The sequence below is a fragment of the Streptomyces sp. ITFR-21 genome, from assembly GCF_031844685.1.
Lineage (GTDB): Bacteria > Actinomycetota > Actinomycetes > Streptomycetales > Streptomycetaceae > Actinacidiphila.
Genome location: NZ_CP134605.1, coordinates 6,658,261 through 6,677,500 on the forward strand (window position 1 = coordinate 6,658,261; position 19,240 = coordinate 6,677,500).

Here is a 19,240-nt window from a genome sequence, read left to right on the forward strand (position 1 = left end):
GCGCGGAAGGGGGAGCGGAGGGGGAACAGGCCGGCGGAACGGAGCGGGGACAGGCCGCGCGGTACCGGTCAGGCGCTGTGCGGCCTGGGTATGCGCAGGTGATGCCGACGGCGGCCGGCGCGCTGCCGGGCCGCCAGCCGCGCGGTCCGCCGGGCCCTGCGCCGCTCCCTGCGCAGCGCCCGCGCCGCGCTGCTCGGGCTCGACACCACCCCGTTGCGCTGGTTCCACACCTGCCGGGTGACCCACACATCGAGCACCGACCAGGTGGCCACCACGCACGTCAGCACGGTGAACAGCATCATCGGCGCACTCAGCCAGGAGTGACCGAGCGCCAGCAGCACCTCGATCACCGCCTCGATCAGCGCCAACGACACGATCAGCACCGCCCGCACCGCGGCCGTCCGTACCGGATCGGGCAGCCGCGCCGTGCCGACCGCCTCTTCCTCCCACACCGACTGGCTCTCGACGTCCATGCACAGTCCCTGCCCCGAAAAAACGCAGTGCATTCCAGCGGTACGTTTCCGGCCAGACCGCCCCAACCTGCCGGTCGGCCTTTCGAGTTACCCCATATGCAGTAGTAGGCTCACGCCGTTTAAACGCGACAGAGGACCCCCAATGCGGGGATAGACGTTGGGGAGGCCATGCGCTTTCGCGGTACGACGATCCGCCGGAAGATCGTGGCGCTGCTGCTGATCCCACTGGTGTCACTGACCGCCATCTGGGCCTTCGCCGCCATCCTCACCGGCCGGGCGGTCTTCGGCCGCCCCGACTTCCAGCTGGTCACCGACAACGTCACCTATCCAGCCCAGGCGGTCGTCAGCGGCCTCCAGCAGGAGCGCAAAGTCGCCCTGATCTACGTCGCCAACCCCCGCGACTCACAGGCCAGGATCGCCTTCAACAAGCAGGAACAAGCCACCGACTCCGCGGTGGCCGCGCTGCGCACCAAGATCGTCGCCTCGCGGGTCCGCCGCGAACTCGACAGCCGTTCCCGCGCGAACCTGGACATCCTCCTCAACACCGTCGAGGGCGTCGCGTCCCTGCGGCAGCGGGTGGACAACCAGCACATCACCCGCAGCGACACCTATGACGCGTACAACGCGCTGCTCGACCCCGCCTACGACCTGTTCGAGACGCTCGACCCGCTGACCGACAGCGCCCGGGACGCCCAGCGCCGCGCGGGCGTCGACCTGATGCGCGCCCGCGAGGAGGTCAGCCGCGAGGACGCCCTGATGACCGTCGCCATCAGCAGCGGCCACACCAGCGCACCCGAACTGACCTCCTTCGCCTTCGCGGTGGCCAACGAGCGCAACTACTACGACGACAACCTCCACGTCGTCGACGAGGACCTGCGCGCCCCCTACCAGGCGTACTGGCAGAGCGGCAACGGCAAGACGCTGCGCAAGGTCCAGGACGACGTGATCGCGGCCGGCCCGGACGACGCCCCCGTCGTCGCCGCGCATCTGCAGTGGCCCACCCTGGCCGGCGACGTCTTCGACGACCTCGGCAAGCTCAACGGCGCCTCCAGGGCGACCTTCAGCAAGCAGAACGGACCGCTGTCCACCTCCGCGATCGTCGAGGCGGCGATCGCCGGCGGCCTCGGCCTGATCGCGGTGATCGCCTCCATCTTCGTCTCGGTACGCATCGGCCGCAGCCTGATCCGCGACCTGACCGAGCTGCGCCGCGAGGCCCAGGAGGTCTCCGGCACCCGCCTGCCGCGCGTCATGCGCCGACTGGCCGCGGGCGAACAGGTCGACGTCGAGACCGAGGTGCCCCGCCTGCAGTACGCCGACGACGAGGTCGGCCAGGTGGGCAAGGCGCTCAACACCCTGCAGCGCACCGCGGTCGAGGCCGCCGTCCGCCAGTCCGACATGCGCAAGGGCGTCTCCGACGTCTTCGTCAACCTCGCCCGCCGCAGCCAGGTCCTGCTGCACCGGCAGCTCACCCTGCTCGACGCGATGGAACGCCGTACCGAGAACGCCGAGGAGCTCGCCGACCTCTTCCGGCTCGACCACATGACCACCCGTATGCGGCGGCACGCCGAGGGCCTGGTCATCCTCTCCGGCGCCGCACCCTCCCGGCAGTGGCGCAAGCCGGTGCAGCTGATGGACGTGGTCCGCGCCGCGGTCGCCGAGGTGGAGGACTACGAGCGGATCGAGGTACGCCGCCTGCCCCGGCTGGCGGTCAGCGGCGCCGCGGTCGCCGACCTCACCCACCTGCTCGCCGAACTCATCGAGAACGCGGCGGTGTTCTCCCCGCCGCACACCCAGGTGCGGCTGCACGGCGAACCGGTCGCCAACGGCTTCGTGCTGGAGATCGACGACCGTGGTCTCGGGCTGACCCCCGACGCGCTGCTCGAAGCGAACCTGCGGCTGGCCGAGACACCCGAGTTCGAGCTGTCCGACACCGACCGGCTCGGCCTGTTCGTCGTCAGCCGGCTCGCCCAGCGGCACGGTGTCCGGGTCTCGCTGCGGCAGTCGCCGTACGGCGGCACCACCGCCGTGGTACTGGTCCCGGCCGCGCTGCTGACCGAGACCGGCGACGACACCGGCGCCACCCGGATCGGCGACGGGGCCGACCCCCGGCGCCCGCGGCCGGCCGGTGACACCGAGCACACCTTCCGCCAGTGGGGTCTGGACGGGGGCGGCGGCGAGCCCCACAAGGAGCACGCCGCCCACCCGGACGGTCCGGACGGGCTGCCGGGCGACGAACCCGGCTTCGCCGATCCGGACCTCGACGATCCGGTGCCGCTGCCGCGGCGCCGCTCACGCGGCGCGCCGGTGCTGATCTCGGACCACGGCAGGCCGGTCGGCGGCGGTGCCAAGCCGGGCGGCCGTCCCGCGCCCGACTCCGCCCCGCAGCCGCTGCCGCCGGTCCAGCCGGTGCGGTCCGCACCTCCCGCGCAGCAGCCCCCGCCGGCCGCGGAGGGCGCCGGCACCGTGCTGCCGCGCCGGGTCCGGCAGGCCAACCTCGCACCGCAACTGGCCACCCCGCCGCCGAGCGCGGCGGCTCACCCGGAAGGGATCAAAGAGCGGTCCGCGGACGAGATACGTGATCGGATGGCGTCGATCCAGCGTGGCTGGCGGCGCGGCCGGGAGCTCGCCGACGCGGAGTCCGACGACACATCGGTACCGAGAACGACACCTGAGGGGAACGGTCGATGACCGCACCATCGAGCCCGACACGCGAGCTGAGCTGGCTCCTTGACGATCTGGTCACCCGGGTGGCCAGCATTCGCAAGGCCCTGGTCCTGTCCGGGGACGGTCTGGCCATCGGTGCCTCGGAGGAACTCACCCGTGAGGACTCCGAGCACCTGGCGGCCGTCGCCTCCGGCTTCCACAGCCTGGCCAAGGGCGTCGGCCGGCACTTCGGCGCCGGCGGCGTCCGGCAGACCATGGTGGAGCTGGACGAGGCGTTCCTGTTCGTGACCTCCGCGGGCGACGGCAGCTGTCTGGCCGTGCTCAGCGACGCGGACTCCGACGTCGGCCAGGTCGCGTACGAGATGGCCCTCCTGGTCAAGCGGGTCGGCGCCCATCTGGGTTCCCTGCCCCGGCACGACGGCACAGCGCTCAGCGGCTGACCGTGATGAGCTGACGGACGGGTGACGGGGGTGTCATGAGTTCAGAATCGGACCGCTGGTACGACGACGCGGCCGGGCCGGTGGTACGGCCGTACGCGATGACGCGCGGGCGTACCAGCCACGCGGCCGAGGTGAAGATCGACCTGATCGCCCTCGTGGTGAGCGGGAGTCCGGTCGGTGACGACGGCGACGACAGGGCGCTGGACGACCACAGCCTGTCGCCGGAGCACCTGGACATCGTTGAGCGCTGCCAGGTACAGGCCACCTCGGTGGCCGAACTCGCCGCCGACCTCGACCTGCCGGTCGGGGTGGTACGGGTCCTCGTCGGTGATCTGCTGGAGGCCGAGCACGTGCACATCCACAAGCCGGTGCCGCCGGCCGAGCTGCCGGACGAGAGAATCCTGCGCGAGGTGATCAACGGTCTGCGCGCACTGTGACGCGTCGGCCGAAGCCGCCGCCGCTTTTTCCGCACCCCCGCCAGGGACGCAACCGACAGGGAAGTAGAGAAGAGACCATGGCCGTCGCCCGCACGGAACCACGCTCCAAGCCGTCCGCCGTCGAACCGGTGGCACTCAAGCTGCTGGTGGCGGGCGGCTTCGGCGTCGGCAAGACCACCCTGGTGGGCGCCGTCAGCGAGATCCGGCCGCTGCGCACCGAGGAGACGCTGAGCGAGCTGGGCCGCCCGGTGGACCGCACCGACGGCGTGGAGTCCAAGCGCACCACGACCGTCGCGATGGACTTCGGCCGGATCACGCTCCGCGAGAACCTGGTGCTGTACCTGTTCGGTACGCCGGGCCAGGACCGGTTCTGGTTCCTGTGGGACGAGTTGGCGCAGGGCGCGCTGGGCGCGGTGGTGCTGGCCGACACCCGCCGGCTCCAGGACTGCTTCGCCGCCGTCGACTACTTCGAGCGCCGGGGGATCCCGTTCACCGTCGCCGTCAACTGCTTCGACGGCGCCGAACTGCACGACCCCGACAACGTCCGCGAGGCACTCGACCTGGACAGCGGGGTGCCGGTGGTGCTGTGCGACGCGCGGGAGCGCGAGTCCGCCAAGAACGTGCTGATCAGTGTGGTCGAGCACGCGGCGCAGCTGGCCGCCGAGCGCCGCGAGCCGGCCGCCAACTGACCCGCCCCGGACGGCCGGTGGGACCGACACGGCCCCGCCGGCGTCCGCGACCGGCCGGCGCCGGCCCTGAGCCGCGGTGTTCCGCGCCGGGCGCCGGCCGTGATCGGCCCCGCCCCGGGCCCGGTCTCACGAACCGCCGTGCTCCGCGAGCCACTTGGCGGCGGTCTCGGCGAGTTCCGCGTCCCGGCCGGCCAGCATGGTGGTGATCATCTTCACGTCGCCGCGCAGCGACCACGCCGGGTGCCCGAACGAAGCCGGGTTGTTGCCCTCGATCAGGAAGTGCGCGGGCCAGGCCGTGCCGTAGCCGATCAGCGGCAGCGCCGCGGCGTACCGGCGGCGGCCCCGGGCCAGCCCGTAGGCGGTGACGGCGAGCCCGGTGAGGGTGCCGCCCAGATGGATCCAGCGGGTCGCCGCCTTGGAGTGCATCGCCACGTAGTAGGGCCAGAACTCCTCGAACGAGTCGAACGTCTGCTTCGCCATGCCCGCACGGTAGCGCTGCCCCTGGACGCTGTCAGGAGTCCGTGCTAAGTTCTTCTCGTTCTGAGAAATACTCAGAGCGAGAACAACTCGTCGGGTGAGCTGAGCCGTCCGGGCGGACCGGACGGCCGGTCCGGTACCCGCGGCAGGCGGTACCGGACGGCATGAAGGAGGTCACGGTGGACGGGGCGGACGGGATGGACGCGCGGCGGACCGAGCGGGAGTTCCTCGCCGCGTACGACCCGCGGGCCTTCGACCCCATCGCCGTCACCGTGGACGTGGTGGCGCTGACCCTGCGCGCCGACCGGCTGCACGTGCTGTCGGTGCGGCGCGGCGGGCCGCCGTACGCGGGGGAGTGGGCACTGCCCGGCGGCTTCGTCCGGGCCGGCCGCGAGTCGCTGGACGAGGCCGCCACCCGCGAACTCGCCGAGGAGACCGGCCTGGAGGCGTCCACGCTCGGCCGGGTCCACCTCGAACAGCTCGGCTCCTACGGCCGCCCCGACCGCGACCCGCGGATGCACGTGGTGTCGGTGGCCTACCTCGCCTTCGCCCCCGGCCTGCCCGACGCCGAGGCCGGGAGCGACGCGGTCGGCGCCGCCTGGCTCCCGGTGGAAGCGATGTCCTCCGGTGGGCAACCGGGGACGGCGGGTCCGCGTCCCATCGAACAGGGTCGGCGGCCCGGGGCCCACGGGGGTGGTGCCGGCCGCCGGCCCCTGCCCACGCTGCCCGGTGGCACCCGGCTGGCCTTCGACCACCGGGACATCCTCGCCGACGGCCTGGAACGCGCCCGTGCCAAGATCGAGTACACCCCGCTGGCCACCGCGTTCCTCCCCGAGAGCTTCACCATCACCGAGTTGCGGGCCGTCTACGAGACGGTGTGGGGCGCGCCGCTGCACGCCGGCAACTTCCACCGCAAGGTGCTCTCGGTGCCCGGCTTCGTGGAGTCCACCGGCGGGACCGACGCCCGCCCGGGCAGTAGAGGCGGTCCCCGGGCCCGCCTCTACCGCGCGGGCGACGCCACCTTGCTGCACCCGCCGCTGCTGCGCCCCGACCGGGAGGCGGCCATCCGATGACCGCCGTCCGCGGACCGATCCGCAGCTTCGACGACGCACTGGCCGCCCTGCCGGCCGGCTTCCCCGCCGACGCCGACGCGGCGTTCCGGCACCACCGCCGGCTCGCCCGCCTGCTGGACCCCGCCACCGCGCCGCCCGGCCGCACCGACCAGGCCGCCGCCGCCTTCGCCCGGCTCAGCCGCGCCTGGCAGGCCCGGTCCGCCGACCTGCCGGTCCTCACCTCCCCCCGCCACGCCTACGTCCTCGGCCCGGCCCTGGCCGCCGGCGACCTCACCACCGTGCGCACCGCCCACTACCAGCACGACGGCCACCACCGCGAAGCCGTGCTCAAGATCCCGCGGCGACCGCGTGACAACGACCTGATGGCCCATGAGGCCGCGGTCCTCACCCGCCTCGACACCGTCGGCGAGCCCCGCCACCGCGCCTACGCGCCGACCCTGGTCGAAAGCCTCCGGGACCGCGCCGCCGACGGCACCGAACGCGTAATCAACGTCCTCGAACCCCTCACCGGCTTCCACACCCTCGCCCAGGTCGCCGCCGCCCATCCCGGCGGGCTGGACCCGCGCGACGCCGCCTGGATATGGCGGCGGCTGCTGACCGCGCTCGGCTGGATCCACCGCGCCCGCCTGGTGCACGGCGCGGTCTTCCCCGAGCACGTCCTCATCCACCCCGGGCTGCACGGCCTGGTGCTCGCCGACTGGTGCTACGCGACCGCCACCGGCACCCACGTACCCGTCATCGTCGACCGGTACCGCGACCGCTACCCACCGGAGATCCACGACCGCGCACCGGCCTCGGCGGCCACCGACATCCACCTCGCCTCCTCCTGCGTCGCGGAACTGATGGGCCCCCAGGCGCCGCCGCCGCTGCGGGCCTTCCTGCGCGGCTGCACGCTGCCGCGGCAGACCAGCCGCCCCCAGGACGCCTGGGGACTGCTCGCCGAACTCGACGAACTCCTCGACCGGCTTTACGGGCCGCGCACCTTCCGCCCGTTCACCGTGCCGACCGCACCTGACATCTGAACCCACCATTCACCCAGGGGGAATCCACCATGGGCAGCGGAAACTGGTCCACCGACGTCTACGACGCCGCCACGCGCTACCGTGCCGCCTCCGGCACCGGCGCCTTCGCCTACAGCGACCGCGTCACCAACTCGGCGCCCCGCAACAGCTGGCGCGCCCACCAGAGCCTCGACCCGCACGGCCTGACCGTCCGGGAGAGCCGCGACTCCGCCGAGCACCCCACCTCGCTCGCCATCTCCGTGCTCTTCGACGTCACCGGCTCGATGGGCGGCGTCCCCCGGGTGCTGCAGACCCGACTCCCCGACCTGTTCGGACTGCTGCTCCGCAAGGGCTACGTCGAGCACCCGCAGATCCTGTTCGGCGCGGTCGGCGACGCCACCTGCGACCGCGTCCCGCTCCAGCTCGGCCAGTTCGAGTCCGACAACCGGATGGACGACGACCTCGGCAACATCCTGCTGGAGGGCGGAGGCGGCGGCCAGATGACCGAGTCCTACGAACTCGCGCTCTACGCCATGGCCCGGCACACCGCCCTGGACTGCCACGAGAAGCGCGGCCGGCGCGGCTACCTCTTCCTCATCGGCGACGAGCTGCCCTACGGCAAGGTCAAGGCCCGCGAGGTCCGCGACGTCCTCGGCGAGAAGATCCCCCGCGACATCCCCGTGCAGGAGATCCTCGCCGAACTCCAGCGCAAATTCCACGTCTTCTACATCCTGCCGGCCGGCACCTCCTACGCCGGCAACCGCGAGGTCCTGAGCGCGTGGCGGGGGCTCCTCGGCCAGAACGTCATCGAACTCGACGACCTCGACGCGGTCTGCGAGACCATCGCCCTCACCGTCGGCCTCGGCGAGGAGGCGATCGACCTCGCCCAGGGGCTCGCCGACCTGCGCGACATCGGCTCCGCGGCGGTCGACTCCGTCGCCAGGGCCCTCCGGTAGGCCGCCGCGCACCGGCATCCCGGAAGGAACGCGCATGCACAAGCTCGTGGTCGACCTCGGGTTCGGCGACGCCGGCAAGGGCGCGACGGTCAGCCACCTGTGCCGCACCGCCGGCCGCGAGGTCGCCGCCGTGGTCCGCTTCAACGGCGGCGCCCAGGCCGCGCACAACGTCGTGACCGCCGACGGCCGCCACCACACCTTCGCCCAGTTCGGCGCCGGCACCCTGCACGGCGTCCCCACCCACCTGTCCCGCTTCACCCGCGTCGACCCGCTGGCCCTCACCGCCGAGGCCGACCACCTGCGGAGCCTCGGCGTACCCGACCCGTACGCCCTGCTGAGCGTCGACCGCCGGGCGCTGCTGACCACCCCCTACCACGCCGCCGCCAACCGGCTGCGCGAACAGGCCCGCGGTGGCGCCCGGCACGGCTCCTGCGGCATGGGCGTGGGCGAGACCACCGCCTACGCCCTCGCCCACCCCGAAAACGCGCCCACCGCGGGCGACTGCGCCGACCGGCCACGCCTGCTGCGCCGACTGCGCCTGCTGCGCGACCGGCTCACCGACGAGCTGGGTCCGCTGCCCGCACCGCCGGTGGAGACCTGCGCCGAGGTGTACGCCGCCTTCGCCCGCGCGGTCACCCTCACCGACCAGCGGGACTTCCACCGCCTGGTCCGCCGGGGCCCGTTGGTCTTCGAGGGCGCCCAGGGCGCGCTGCTCGACGAGTGGCACGGCTTCCACCCGTACACCACCTGGTCCACCACCACCTTCGACAACGCCGAGACCCTGCTCGCCGAAGCGGGCGCCCCCGACGGGGCGCTGCGCATCGGCGTCGTCCGCACCTACACCACCCGGCACGGCCCCGGCCCGCTGGTCACCGAGGATCCCGAGCTCGTCCCCCTGCTGCCGGAGCCGCACAACGACCACGGCCGCTGGCAGGGCGCCTTCCGCGTCGGCCACTTCGACGCCGTCGCCCACCGCTACGCGGTCGAGGTCTGCGGAGGAGTGGACGCCCTGGCCGTCACCCATCTCGACGCCCCCACCCGCAGCCGCGGCCTGCGGATCTGCCGCGCCTACGGCATCGACGGACAGCTGGTGGAACACCTGCCGGCCGGGCCGCCCGGCGACCTCGTCCGCCAGGCCGAGCTCACCGGCCGGCTGCTCAGAGCCCGGCCCGCGCTGTGGGACACCCCGGGCCGCGACCCCCGGCGGTGGAGCGAGGCCATCACCGCACTGCTCGGTGCCCCCGTACTGCTGGAATCCGCCGGACCCGCCCGGCAGACGCTGCGGTCCGCCGCGGCCGTCGCCGGGCCGGGTCCGATCGGATAGGGTCCACCCCGTGCTGAAGGACTCCCACTGCTCCGCCTGCGGAGCGCCGTTCCCGGCCGGCGCCGACTGGCCCCGCACCTGCCCCTCCTGCGCGACGGTCGCCTACCGCAACCCGCTGCCGGTCGCGGTGGCCCTGCTGCCCGTCCGCGGCACGGACGGCACCGGACTGGTCGTCATCCGCCGCGCCATCCAGCCCCGGCTCGGCCGGCTCGCCCTGCCCGGCGGCTTCATCGACTTCGGCGAGAGCTGGCAGGAGGCGGTCGTCCGCGAGCTGGCGGAGGAGACCGGCATCGCCGCGTCCGCCGCCGACGTGGTCCTCGCCGACGCCCTCACCGACAGCCCCGGCGGCTACCTGCTGCTCTTCGGGCTGCTGCCGGTGCGCGACGCCGCCGAACTCCCCCCGTCCAGGCCCACCGACGAGACCGACGGCCACCGACTCCTCGCCGAACCCGCCGAACTGGGCTTCGAACTGCACACCGAGGCCGTACGCCGCTGGTTCGCCGGGGACTACGCCGCCCCCCGCACCCGCACCCGGTAGCCGGGCTCCCCGCCGCCGTCGCGCTCCACCACCACCTCGCCGTCCACCCAGCGGGACACGAACCGCTCCATCCGCGGCGCACCCCACCCCTCCGGGTCCCCGGTGAACACCACCCCGCTCCCGGTACGCCCCTCGGCCGGCGCCCACACCTCCAGCTCGACCTCGCCGTCCGCCCCGGCCACCGGCAGTATCGACCCCGCCTTGGCCAGCACCGGGATACGCGCCAGCGGCGCGTCCAGCCGCACCTGCCCGCGACCGCGGTAGGCCGCCCCGCTCGCGGTGTCGTACCAGCGCCCGCGCGGCAGCCGGATCTCCCGCGCCACCGACCCCGGCCTCATCACCGGCGCCACCAGCAGCGCGTCGCCCAGCAGGAACGCGTCCCCGCACTCCCGCAGCGCCCGGTCCCCCGGCGAGCCCCACCACAGCGGCCGAACGTATGGGGCGCCGGTACTGCGCGCGACGTGGGAGAGTGTCTCCAGGTACGGCAGCAGGCGCATCCGCCCGGCCAGCGACTCCCGGGCGTGGCCCAGCACCTCCGCGCCGAACTCCCACGGCTCGCGCCGCCCGCCGAAGATCGCCGAGTGGGTGCGGAAGAACGGCAGATACGCGCCCATCTGGAACCACCGCAGATACAGCTCCGGCGACGGCGTACCGGTGAAACCGCCCACGTCAGGACCCGAGTACGGAACCCCGCACAACCCCAGGCCCAGCACCAGCGCCAGCGACGCCCGCAGCCCCTCCCAGCCGGTCGCCACGTCCCCCGACCAACTGCCGCCGTATCGCTGCATACCCGCCCACCCGGAGCGGGAGAACAGGAACGGCCGCTGCTCGGGCCGCAGCCGGCGCAGCCCCTCGTACCCGGCGCGGGCCATCCCCAGCGCGTACACGTTGTGCGCCTCGCGGTGGTCCCCGCCGCGGCCCTCCAGCGCGTGCCGGGCGGACCGCGGCAGCGTCGGATCGCCGAACGGCGCGAAGGACACCGGCTCGTTCATGTCGTGCCACACCCCCGCGAACCCCTGCGCCAGGCGCTCCGCGTACAACCCGCCCCACCAGGTCCGCGCCCCCGGGTCGGTGAAGTCGGGGAACACCGCCTCACCCGGCCACACCACCCCCCGCACCTGCTCGCCGCGGGCGTCCCTGACGAAGGCGTCCACCGCCACGCCCCCGTCGTACGCGGCCAGACCCGGCTCCGCCTTCACCGCCGGGTCCACGATCGACACCAGCCGCACCCCCTGTGCGGCCAACTCGGCCGCCAGGTCCGGCAGGTCGGGAAAGTTCCGCCGGTCGACGGTGAACACCCGGTGGCCGTCGAAGTGGTCTATGTCCAGATGCACCACCGACAGTGGCAGCCCGTGCTCGCGGTAGCCGGCGACGACCCGCCGCACCTCCTGCCCGCTGCCGAAGCCCCAGCGCGAGTGGTGGTGGCCCAGCGCCCAGCGCGGCGGCAGCGCCGGCCGTCCGGTCAGCGCCGTCCACCCGGCCAGAACCCGGGCCGGCGTCCCCGCGATCACCCAGTAGCGCAGCGGGCCGCCGTCCATCCGCACCTCGCAACCGCCCGGCCGGTCATGGCCCGAGCCTGCGCCCTCCTCGCCGTCCCGCAGCGTCACCCGGCCGTCCCAGGTGCTGTCGTGGAAGATCAGATGGCAGCCGGCGTCCGCGACCACCAGCTGCACCGGCATGGTGATGTACAGCGGGTCGTCGCCCGGCCCGAACGAGCCGCCCGGATCGGTGTTCCACAGCCGGTACGACCCCGCGGGCAGCCGCGGACCGCCCGGCCGGCCGCCGAGCCCGAACACCCGCGCGTCCGCCGCGACCTCGGAGCGCTGCGCCCAGCGGGTGCCGCTGCCGTCGGGCTGCCCGGTCGGATCCCACCAGCGCGGCGGCAGCTCGCGGCGCAGCAACAGGCCGCCCGGGGTGCGGATCTCCACCGCGCCCTGCCGCGAGATCAGTACGGTGGCGCGCTCCGAGACCACCCGCCAGCCGTCCTTGTCCGGCTCCAGCACCGCCCGGCCGTCCGCCGGCGGCCCGGCCCCCTCGCCGGCCAGCGCGTACGACGGCTCGGGCGCCGCGCCGTCCCAGCCGCAGAACACCGCCCCGCCCACCGCCACCCGCACCCGCAGCCGCGAGCGGCTGAAGCGGACCACACCGCCGCCCGGCATCGGCTCGGCGTCCAGCGCCTCCCCCGGCACCCTGGCCCGCTCCGGCCCCTGCCGGGGAAGGTCGCGCGTGTCGATCCGCTGCCGCCGCCACGCCGAGCGGACGGCGCGCCGGCCGTCGGCGGAACCCGCCATCCGGACCGACTGCAGCAGGTCCCGAGCATTCATGGGCCAAACCTTTCATCCAAACCGCCTCGGGTGCCGCCCGTTCAGCCGGAGTTCACCGGCAGGGGGCCGCCAGGATCGTCGACGCGCGTCACACGACCGTCCCAACAGCCCCACGGGCACCGGCCGGGCCGACGTCCTCCCGCCCTGGCGTCGGAGACGATCACATGGCATCGTCCTGCACAGCCGCCCGAAACGGGAGACCCCCGTCCGGGACCGAACACCCACGCGACGACGCGTACCGTCCGGGAGCCGCCAGATGACCACCACGCCCGAGCCCGCCGCCACCCCGCAGACCGCGGCCGGACCGCGGCCGCTGTGGACGCCGGGACTTGAGCGGATCGCCCGCGCGCAGCTCACCCGCTTCCACCACTGGGCCGCGGGCCTCCACGGCGCCCCCGCCGCGCGGCCGGGCCGCCCCGGCGCCGACTACGCCGCCCTGCACTCCTGGTCGGTCCGTGAGCCGGAGGCGTTCTGGCGCGCGGTCGCCGAGTGGTACGACGTCCGCTTCAGCAACCCCTACCGGGCGGTGCTCGCCGACCCGGCGATGCCTGGCGCCGCCTGGTTCCCCGGCGCCCGCCTCAACTACGCCGAACACGCCCTGCGGCCCGCGCTCGACCCGGCCAGGGCCGCCACCCCCGCCCTGCTGCACCTGGACGAACGGCAGCGGACCGGCACCGTCACCTGGGCCGAACTCGCCCGCCAGGTCGCCGCCCTGGCCGCCGCCCTGCGCCGCCTCGGCGTCGCGCCCGGCGACCGGGTCAGCGGCTACCTGCCGAACATCCCGCAGGCCGTCGTCGCGCTCCTGGCCGCCGCGGCCGTCGGCGCCGTATATACCTCCTGCGCCCCCGACTTCGGCGCCCGCGGCGTCCTGGACCGCTTCCAGCAGGTGGAACCGGTGGTGCTGTTCACCGTCGACGGCTACCGCTACGCCGGCAGGACCCACGACCGCACCGGCACCGTCGCCGAACTGCGCGCCGCGCTCCCCTCGCTGCGGGCCACCGTGCACGTCCCGCTGCTCGGCACCCCGGCCCCCGAAGGTGCCCTGGACTGGGCCGCCCTGACCGCCGGCGACCCCGAACCGGCCTACGAACAGGTCGAGTTCGACCACCCGCTGTGGGTCCTGTACTCCTCCGGCACCACCGGCCTGCCCAAGGCCATCGTCCAGTCCCAGGGCGGCATCCTGCTGGAACACCTCAAGCAGACCGGCCTCCACCTCGACCTCGGCCCCGGCGACCGCTTCTTCTGGTACACCTCCACCGGCTGGATGATGTGGAACTTTCTGGTCGCCGGGCTGCTCGCGGGCGCCACCGTGGTGCTCTACGACGGCAGCCCCGGCTTCCCGGACACCGCCGCGCAGTGGCGGGTCGCCGAACGGACCGGCGCCACTGTCCTCGGCACCTCCGCCGCCTACGTCATCGCCTGCCGCAAGGCCGGGATCCACCCCGGGCGGGACTTCGACCTGTCCGCGGTCGGCTGCGTCGCCACCACCGGCTCACCGCTGCCGCCCGACGGCTTCCGCTGGCTGCACGACGAGGTGCGGCAGGACCTGTGGATCGCCTCGGTCAGCGGCGGCACCGACGTGTGCAGCTGCTTCGCCGGCGGTGTACCGACCCTGCCCGTGTACGTCGGAGAGCTGCAGGCCCCGTGCCTCGGCACCGACCTGCAGGCATGGGACGAGCGGGGCCGCCCGCTCCTCGACGAGGTCGGCGAACTCGTCGTCACCAATCCGATGCCCTCCATGCCGGTCCGGTTCTGGAACGACCCCGGCGGCGTCCGCTACCGGGAGAGCTACTTCGCGACGTACCCCGGCGTGTGGCGGCACGGCGACTGGATCACCCTCACCTCGCGCGGCACCGTCGTCATCCACGGCCGCTCGGACTCCACCCTCAACCGCCAGGGCGTCCGGATGGGCTCCGCGGACATCTACGAGGTCGTCGAACGCCTCCCGGAGATCCGCGAGTCGCTCGTCATCGGCGTCGAGGAACCGGACGGCGGCTACTGGATGCCGCTGTTCGTGCGACTCGCCGACGGCGCCGAACTGGACGACGCGCTGCGGGACCGCGTCCGCGCCGCCATCCGCGGCGAACTCTCCCCGCGCCACGTCCCCGACGAGATCATCGCGGCACCCGGGATCCCGCACACCCTCACCGGCAAACGCATCGAGGTCCCGGTCAAGAGGCTGTTCCAGGGCGCCGGACTCGACAGCACCGTCAATCCCGGCTCGGTGGACGACCTCACGGTGCTCCGCTTCTACGAGCGGCTCGCCGCCGAACGCGCGAGCCGCCCGTAGCAGGGTCCCTCAGCCGGGCGTCAGCCCGTGTACGCCGCGAAGATCTTCGAGAACTCGTACGGCGCCTGCGCGATGTTGGTGCACTTGTAGAGCGCGCCGCTGCACGCGTTGGCGTCCCGGCCTTCCTCCCAGAACGAGAGCATGCCCAGGTGCTTGCCCTGCGCGAAGGAGACGAGCTGGCGGGCGTCGGACTGGTCGTAGACGTGCCCGTCGTCGTTCTGGCCGAGCATCGGCGTCACCCCGACCATCGCCCACACCTGGGCGTCGGTCCTGCCCGGGTAGAGCGACGTGAGCTGGCTGAACACGGCGTTCGCCGCCTGGACCGCCGCGTCGCCGTAGTCGACGCTCTGGTAGTAGTCCATGGCCATCGCGTTCACCATGTCGAGGTTGACGCCCGCGTTCTTCGCCGACGTGACCACGTTCAGCCCGTCCGAGGTCAGCCCGTTGGGCAGCACCGGCAAGGTGAGCGAGATCCGCAGGCTCGGGTGGGTCTGCTGGAGCCTGGCGAGGGCCTGCGAGCGCAGGGCGATCGACGCGGGCTCCGCGACGGCCGCCCCCTCGATGTCGAAGTCGACGTAGGTGAGGTTGTACGCGTCGACCACGGCCGCGTACTCGGTGTAGAGCGCGTCCACCGAGGAGCAGGCCTGGGCCAGCTCGATGCCGCTGGCACCGCCGAAGGAGACCTTCACGTCTCCGCCGGCCGCCCTGATCGCGTCGATCTGGTCCTTGGCCCAGGCCGCGCGCGGGTCGTAGGCGTTGAACCACGAAGCCTTGCAGCCGGCCGAGGTGACGAATCCGAGTGTGAAGTCCTTCACCCCGCTCGCCTGGGACATCGCGGTCAGGCTGGGCGTCGGCCAGGCGCCCATGTCGACGTACGGGGCGGTGCGGACCAAACCGGGGGTGGTGGTGCCGCCCCCGCCGCTGCCGGCCGCGGTGCTGCCGGAGACGGCCGCGCTGTACGCCGAGGTGTTGCCCGCGGCGTCCTTCGCCCTCACTTGGAAGGAGTACGAGGTGGACGCGGTGAGACCGGTCGCGGTGTACGAGGTGCCGGTCACGGCGGCGGGGGCGCCGCCGTTGCGGGAGACCTCGTAACCCGCCACCGAGCCGGAGTTGTCGGTGGCTGCGTTCCAGTGCACGGTCAGCGAGGAGCTGGTCGCCGACCCCACCAAGACACCGGTCGGCACCGAGGGGGCCGTGGTGTCGCCGCCGCCTCCGCTGCCGCCGCCCGCGTCGCAGGAAGCGCCGTTGAGCTCACAGTTGGCCGGGACGCCGGCGCCGGAGCTGACCCAGCCGAAGACGGCGGAGGCGCCCGGGGCGAGCGTCCCGTTGTAGTCCCGGTTGGTGAAGGTGAAGTGCGTGCCGCTCTGGGTGAGCAGCGCGTCCCAGTAGCTGCCGACGGTGGTGCCGGACGGCAGGTCGAACTCGACCTTCCAGGTGCTGGTCGTCGCGCTGCTGCCGTTGTGGACCGTGTACTGGGCCTGGTAGCCGGTGCCCCAGTCCGAGGTCTTGGCGAAGGTGGCGCTGATTCCGCCGGCCGCGGAGGCGGGGGGAGTGGAGAACAGGACGAGCGTGCCGAAGAGCGCGAGCAGAAGCGTGAGGGATCTTCGCATACCGGACTCCCATTTGGTCTGTACCAATGCCGCCCGGGATCTGAATACTTGACCTGCGCTGCCGCCGTCAAGGGGTCCGCCTCTTCGCCCCTGACGGCGCGTCAGTCGCACCGGCCTCGGCGGGATGACGGGAGAGGCGTTGTCAGTGGGGGCGGTTACGGTGGGTGAGCGAGTGGAGACAGTGGGGCACAGGGCCCCGAAACCGAGGGGGAAGCATGTCCGAGAGCAGGAGTACGCCCGGAGCGGAAGAGGTCTCCGAGACCGGGAGCAGGGCCAAAGGCGGAAGCGGGACCGAGGGCGGGATCGCGAGCAGCAGCAGAAGCAGCAGAAGCAGAAGCAGAAGCAGCAGAGGCAGAAGCCGGAGCGGCAGCAGCGGCGCGAGCGGGGGCAGCGGCGGACGCAGGGGGGAGCGGCGCCTTCGGCCGGCAGGCCGCGGGCGGCACCGGCGCGCCCTGCGACGGGAAGCGCCCGTCGTGGTCGGGCTGTTGCTGGACGAGGCGGACTTCACTCGAACGGCCGATCGGCGGAGCTTCCCGTTCGACGACTACGAGGGCTATCTGCACCACCTGGACGGGCTGCTGCGCAGCCTGCACGCCCAGGGCGCCCACGTCGTGGTCACTCTCTTCGACCCCGACGCCTACGACCACTACTGCGACAGCACCCGCAGACCGCCGGCCTCCCCGGACACCCGCACCTGCTACGTCGCCGAGGTCGCGGTCACCGGCCCCGCCGTCCGCTACACGCGCCAGCCGATGCCGCTGCTCCGCTCCCACCTGGCCAGGGAGGCCGACCGCCGCGCCACCCGCGAGCGTGCCTCCGACGTCCTGACGGACGCGGGTCCCTGCGCCGACTGCGGCCGGGACCGCGCCCACTGCGCCTTCGACCGTGCCTCGGACACGCTCCTGAGGATCGTCGAGGCGGTGGGGCCAGGCGGGCACCACATCGTGTGCAGCCTGTCCACCCCGGACGGTCCGCCGCTGCTGGCAGCCGTGCAGATCGACGCCAAGCCGGACGGCGCGGTGCGCCTCGCCGAAGCCGACGCGCTGGTGGTCTGCACGGTCATGGCCGCGGGCGAGGTCTCCGCGTACCCGGGCGGCCTGGTCGTCCGCACCACGGACCCGGACGGCACGGAAACGGTGCGGGGCTGGTCGCTGCGGGAGGGCGGGCCGCGTCCGCTGACCGAGGCCGAGGTGTTCAGCGCGTACTGCACGGATCCGGAGACCGGGGAGCCGGTACCGCCGGAGCACGGGGTGCGGTACCGGGCGGGGCTGCGGTTGCGGTCGCCGGGCTGAAGCGGGCGGGAGCCGGGTCGGGGGGCGAGGGCCCTGCGGGGGTGGGGGTCCGAAATCGTATGCTTACGGGCCCTGGGGCCCACACATACACGTCACCATTCCGGACACCCCTCCGGCCCCTCCCGGTCTCGGTGGGTCCCCCCGCCTCGGCTGCTCTCCGGTTGCGGCCCGCGTCCTGCGTTCTCGCGGCCGTGCGCAGGCCGGGGTTCGTGGCCCGGCTAGGCGGCCGACAGCGCGGCCTGCGCGGCCTGGCGGGCGTCCGCCGCGCGGTCGGCCGCCCGCGCGGCGGTGGCGGCACGTCCGCACTGGGCCAGCGTGTGCCGGGCCAGCGTCGCCCGTACGTAGGGAATCGACGCCGCCCCCATGGAAAGGCTGGAGATCCCGAGACCGACCAGCACGCACGCGAGGAGCGGATCCGCGGCCGCCTCGCCACAGACCCCGCAGCCCTTGTCCTCGGCCATGGCCGCCTCGGCGGCGAAGGCCACCAGGTCGAGCAGCGCGGGCTGCCACGGGTCCTGCCACCGCGCCACCGCACCCACCTGTCGGTCCGCCGCGAAGGTGTACTGCGCCAGGTCGTTGGTGCCCAGCGAAAGGAACCCCACCTCCCGCAGCACCGACCGCGCCCGCAGCGCCGCCGAGGGGATCTCCACCATCACGCCGAACTCCGCCGCGAGCCCCGCCGCACGGCAGGCGTCGGCGAACGCCTTCGCGTCCTGGCGATCCGCCACCATCGGCGCCATGACCTCCAAGCGCGCCGGGAGCCCCTCGGACGCCCGCGCGAGCGCGCGCAACTGTGTACGCAGCACATCCGGGTGTGCCAGCAGCGAGCGCAGCCCGCGCACCCCGAGCGCCGGGTTCGGCTCGTCCGCCGGCGTCAGGAAGTCCAGCCGCTTGTCCGCGCCCGCGTCCAGCACCCGGACCACCACCCGGCCCTCGGGGAAGGCCGCGAGCACCTCGCGGTAGGCCGCGAACTGCTTCTCCTCGGAAGGCGCCCGCACCGAGTCGTCCAGGAAGAGGAACTCGGTACGGAACAGGCCGACGCCCTCCGCGCCCGCCGCCACCGCGGCCGGCACGTCGGCCGGCCCGCCCACGTTCGCCAGCAACGGCACCCTGTGCCCGTCCGCGGTCCGCCCCGGCCCGGAGGAACCCGCCAGCGCCGCCTTCCGAGCCGCCGCCGCGGTGGTCAGCTCGCTCCGCTTGGTACTGCTCGGCGCCACGAAGACCTCACCCGAGCCGCCGTCCACCGCGACGACCGTGCCCTCGGCCAGATCAGTGGCCCCCGGCAGCGCGACTACCGCCGGCACCCCCAGAGCACGGGCCAGAATCGCACTGTGACTGGTCGGCCCGCCCTCCTCGGTCACGAAGCCGAGCACAAGAGAAGGGTCGAGCAGCGCCGTGTCGGCCGGCGCGAGATCCCGTGCGACCAGGACGTACGGCTCGTCGCTGTCCGGCACTCCCGGCATCGGCACCCCCAGCAGCCGGGCCACGATCCGGTCCCGTACGTCGTCGAGGTCCGCGACCCGCCCGGCCAGGTACTCGCCCGCGGCCGCCAGCAACGCCCGGTACGAGGCGAAGGCGTCGTACACCGCCCGCTCGGCGCTGCTCCCCGCCGCGATCCGGCGCTCCACGTCGGCCGTCAGCTCCGGGTCCTG

16 protein-coding genes (1 of these 16 cut by a window edge) are annotated in these 19,240 nt (G+C 73.7%); 11 read left to right on the forward strand and 5 right to left on the reverse strand.

Annotation, left to right across the window (positions count from 1 at the left end; all coding sequences use genetic code 11):
• Window positions 1-68 precede the first annotated feature (68 nt).
• Window positions 69-473: a hypothetical protein gene (locus tag RLT57_RS29760; RefSeq protein ID WP_311300354.1), complete on the reverse strand. Its 405-nt coding sequence runs from the start codon at window positions 471-473 to the stop codon at window positions 69-71.
• A 168-nt stretch (window positions 474-641) separates the two neighbouring features.
• On the opposite strand from RLT57_RS29760, the gene RLT57_RS29765 reads away from it, so the two are divergent.
• From RLT57_RS29765 to RLT57_RS29780, 4 genes are all read left to right on the forward strand, one after another.
• Window positions 642-3,161 (forward strand): sensor histidine kinase, encoded by a 2,520-nt coding sequence (locus tag RLT57_RS29765; RefSeq protein ID WP_311300355.1) that lies wholly within the window; start codon window positions 642-644, stop codon window positions 3,159-3,161.
• Complete coding sequence (locus RLT57_RS29770) at window positions 3,158-3,577, forward strand: roadblock/LC7 domain-containing protein (protein WP_311300356.1); 420 nt, start codon at window positions 3,158-3,160, stop codon at window positions 3,575-3,577. Before RLT57_RS29765 ends, RLT57_RS29770 begins: the two co-directional genes overlap by 4 nt.
• Before the next feature lie 35 nt (window positions 3,578-3,612).
• Window positions 3,613-4,014 (forward strand): DUF742 domain-containing protein, encoded by a 402-nt coding sequence (locus RLT57_RS29775; RefSeq protein WP_311300357.1) that lies wholly within the window; start codon window positions 3,613-3,615, stop codon window positions 4,012-4,014.
• A gap of 77 nt (window positions 4,015-4,091) precedes the next feature.
• Window positions 4,092-4,703, forward strand: a complete 612-nt coding sequence (locus tag RLT57_RS29780; protein ID WP_311300358.1) for a GTP-binding protein — start codon at window positions 4,092-4,094, stop codon at window positions 4,701-4,703.
• A 126-nt stretch (window positions 4,704-4,829) separates the two neighbouring features.
• On the opposite strand, the gene RLT57_RS29785 is transcribed toward RLT57_RS29780, so the two are convergent.
• Window positions 4,830-5,183 (reverse strand): DUF962 domain-containing protein, encoded by a 354-nt coding sequence (locus RLT57_RS29785; protein ID WP_311300359.1) that lies wholly within the window; start codon window positions 5,181-5,183, stop codon window positions 4,830-4,832.
• Between the two features lie 194 nt (window positions 5,184-5,377).
• Here RLT57_RS29785 and RLT57_RS29790 point away from each other — a divergent pair, with 194 nt between their 5' ends.
• From RLT57_RS29790 to RLT57_RS29810, 5 genes are read left to right on the forward strand one after another with little or no spacing between them, the layout of a single operon-like run.
• Complete coding sequence (locus tag RLT57_RS29790; protein WP_311300912.1) at window positions 5,378-6,253, forward strand: NUDIX hydrolase; 876 nt, start codon at window positions 5,378-5,380, stop codon at window positions 6,251-6,253.
• The gene (locus tag RLT57_RS29795) at window positions 6,250-7,275 is read left to right on the forward strand and encodes a molecular chaperone DnaJ (protein WP_311300360.1); all 1,026 of its coding nucleotides are present in this window, start codon (window positions 6,250-6,252) and stop codon (window positions 7,273-7,275) included. The genes RLT57_RS29790 and RLT57_RS29795 overlap by 4 nt, the downstream gene beginning before the upstream one ends.
• 29 nt (window positions 7,276-7,304) lie before the next feature.
• Window positions 7,305-8,210, forward strand: a complete 906-nt coding sequence (locus RLT57_RS29800) for a hypothetical protein (protein WP_311300361.1) — start codon at window positions 7,305-7,307, stop codon at window positions 8,208-8,210.
• A 34-nt stretch (window positions 8,211-8,244) separates the two neighbouring features.
• On the forward strand, window positions 8,245-9,534 hold the full coding sequence (locus RLT57_RS29805; RefSeq protein WP_311300362.1) for an adenylosuccinate synthetase: 1,290 nt from the start codon (window positions 8,245-8,247) through the stop codon (window positions 9,532-9,534).
• Window positions 9,535-9,547: 13 nt separating this feature from the next.
• On the forward strand, window positions 9,548-10,072 hold the full coding sequence (locus RLT57_RS29810) for an NUDIX hydrolase (RefSeq protein ID WP_311300913.1): 525 nt from the start codon (window positions 9,548-9,550) through the stop codon (window positions 10,070-10,072).
• Here RLT57_RS29810 and RLT57_RS29815 read toward each other — a convergent pair.
• Window positions 10,042-12,396, reverse strand: coding sequence for a glycoside hydrolase family 31 protein (locus tag RLT57_RS29815; protein WP_311300363.1), 2,355 nt, complete (start codon window positions 12,394-12,396; stop codon window positions 10,042-10,044). The two genes, RLT57_RS29810 and RLT57_RS29815, sit on opposite strands and share 31 nt — an antisense overlap.
• Window positions 12,397-12,652: 256 nt before the next feature.
• Between RLT57_RS29815 and RLT57_RS29820 the strand changes: the two genes are divergently transcribed.
• Window positions 12,653-14,686, forward strand: coding sequence for an acetoacetate--CoA ligase (locus RLT57_RS29820; protein ID WP_311300364.1), 2,034 nt, complete (start codon window positions 12,653-12,655; stop codon window positions 14,684-14,686).
• A gap of 20 nt (window positions 14,687-14,706) precedes the next feature.
• On the opposite strand, the gene RLT57_RS29825 is transcribed toward RLT57_RS29820, so the two are convergent.
• Window positions 14,707-16,296, reverse strand: a complete 1,590-nt coding sequence (locus tag RLT57_RS29825) for a cellulose binding domain-containing protein (protein ID WP_311300365.1) — start codon at window positions 16,294-16,296, stop codon at window positions 14,707-14,709.
• 473 nt (window positions 16,297-16,769) lie between these two features.
• Between RLT57_RS29825 and RLT57_RS29830 the strand changes: the two genes are divergently transcribed.
• On the forward strand, window positions 16,770-17,588 hold the full coding sequence (locus tag RLT57_RS29830; protein WP_311300366.1) for a hypothetical protein: 819 nt from the start codon (window positions 16,770-16,772) through the stop codon (window positions 17,586-17,588).
• Window positions 17,589-17,806: 218 nt separating this feature from the next.
• Here RLT57_RS29830 and ptsP read toward each other — a convergent pair whose 3' ends face one another.
• On the reverse strand, window positions 17,807-19,240 hold the 3' portion of the coding sequence (gene ptsP / locus RLT57_RS29835; protein WP_311300367.1) for a phosphoenolpyruvate--protein phosphotransferase. 237 nt of this gene lie beyond the right edge of the window; 1,434 of the gene's 1,671 nt are visible here — the last part of the coding sequence; its start codon lies beyond the right edge, outside the window — the gene reads right to left on this strand; it ends in the stop codon at window positions 17,807-17,809.

What these genes read in the sequence shown, in the direction of transcription:
- RLT57_RS29760 (WP_311300354.1), bottom strand. Translation starts at nt 473, where the DNA reads ATGGACGTCGAGAGCCAGTCGGTGTGGGAGGAAGAGGCGGTCGGCACG.
- RLT57_RS29765 (WP_311300355.1), top strand. Translation starts at nt 642, where the DNA reads ATGCGCTTTCGCGGTACGACGATCCGCCGGAAGATCGTGGCGCTGCTG.
- RLT57_RS29770 (WP_311300356.1), top strand. Translation starts at nt 3,158, where the DNA reads ATGACCGCACCATCGAGCCCGACACGCGAGCTGAGCTGGCTCCTTGAC.
- RLT57_RS29775 (WP_311300357.1), top strand. Translation starts at nt 3,613, where the DNA reads ATGAGTTCAGAATCGGACCGCTGGTACGACGACGCGGCCGGGCCGGTG.
- RLT57_RS29780 (WP_311300358.1), top strand. Translation starts at nt 4,092, where the DNA reads ATGGCCGTCGCCCGCACGGAACCACGCTCCAAGCCGTCCGCCGTCGAA.
- RLT57_RS29785 (WP_311300359.1), bottom strand. Translation starts at nt 5,183, where the DNA reads ATGGCGAAGCAGACGTTCGACTCGTTCGAGGAGTTCTGGCCCTACTAC.
- RLT57_RS29790 (WP_311300912.1), top strand. Translation starts at nt 5,378, where the DNA reads ATGGACGCGCGGCGGACCGAGCGGGAGTTCCTCGCCGCGTACGACCCG.
- RLT57_RS29795 (WP_311300360.1), top strand. Translation starts at nt 6,250, where the DNA reads ATGACCGCCGTCCGCGGACCGATCCGCAGCTTCGACGACGCACTGGCC.
- RLT57_RS29800 (WP_311300361.1), top strand. Translation starts at nt 7,305, where the DNA reads ATGGGCAGCGGAAACTGGTCCACCGACGTCTACGACGCCGCCACGCGC.
- RLT57_RS29805 (WP_311300362.1), top strand. Translation starts at nt 8,245, where the DNA reads ATGCACAAGCTCGTGGTCGACCTCGGGTTCGGCGACGCCGGCAAGGGC.
- RLT57_RS29815 (WP_311300363.1), bottom strand. Translation starts at nt 12,396, where the DNA reads ATGAATGCTCGGGACCTGCTGCAGTCGGTCCGGATGGCGGGTTCCGCC.
- RLT57_RS29820 (WP_311300364.1), top strand. Translation starts at nt 12,653, where the DNA reads ATGACCACCACGCCCGAGCCCGCCGCCACCCCGCAGACCGCGGCCGGA.
- RLT57_RS29825 (WP_311300365.1), bottom strand. Translation starts at nt 16,296, where the DNA reads ATGCGAAGATCCCTCACGCTTCTGCTCGCGCTCTTCGGCACGCTCGTC.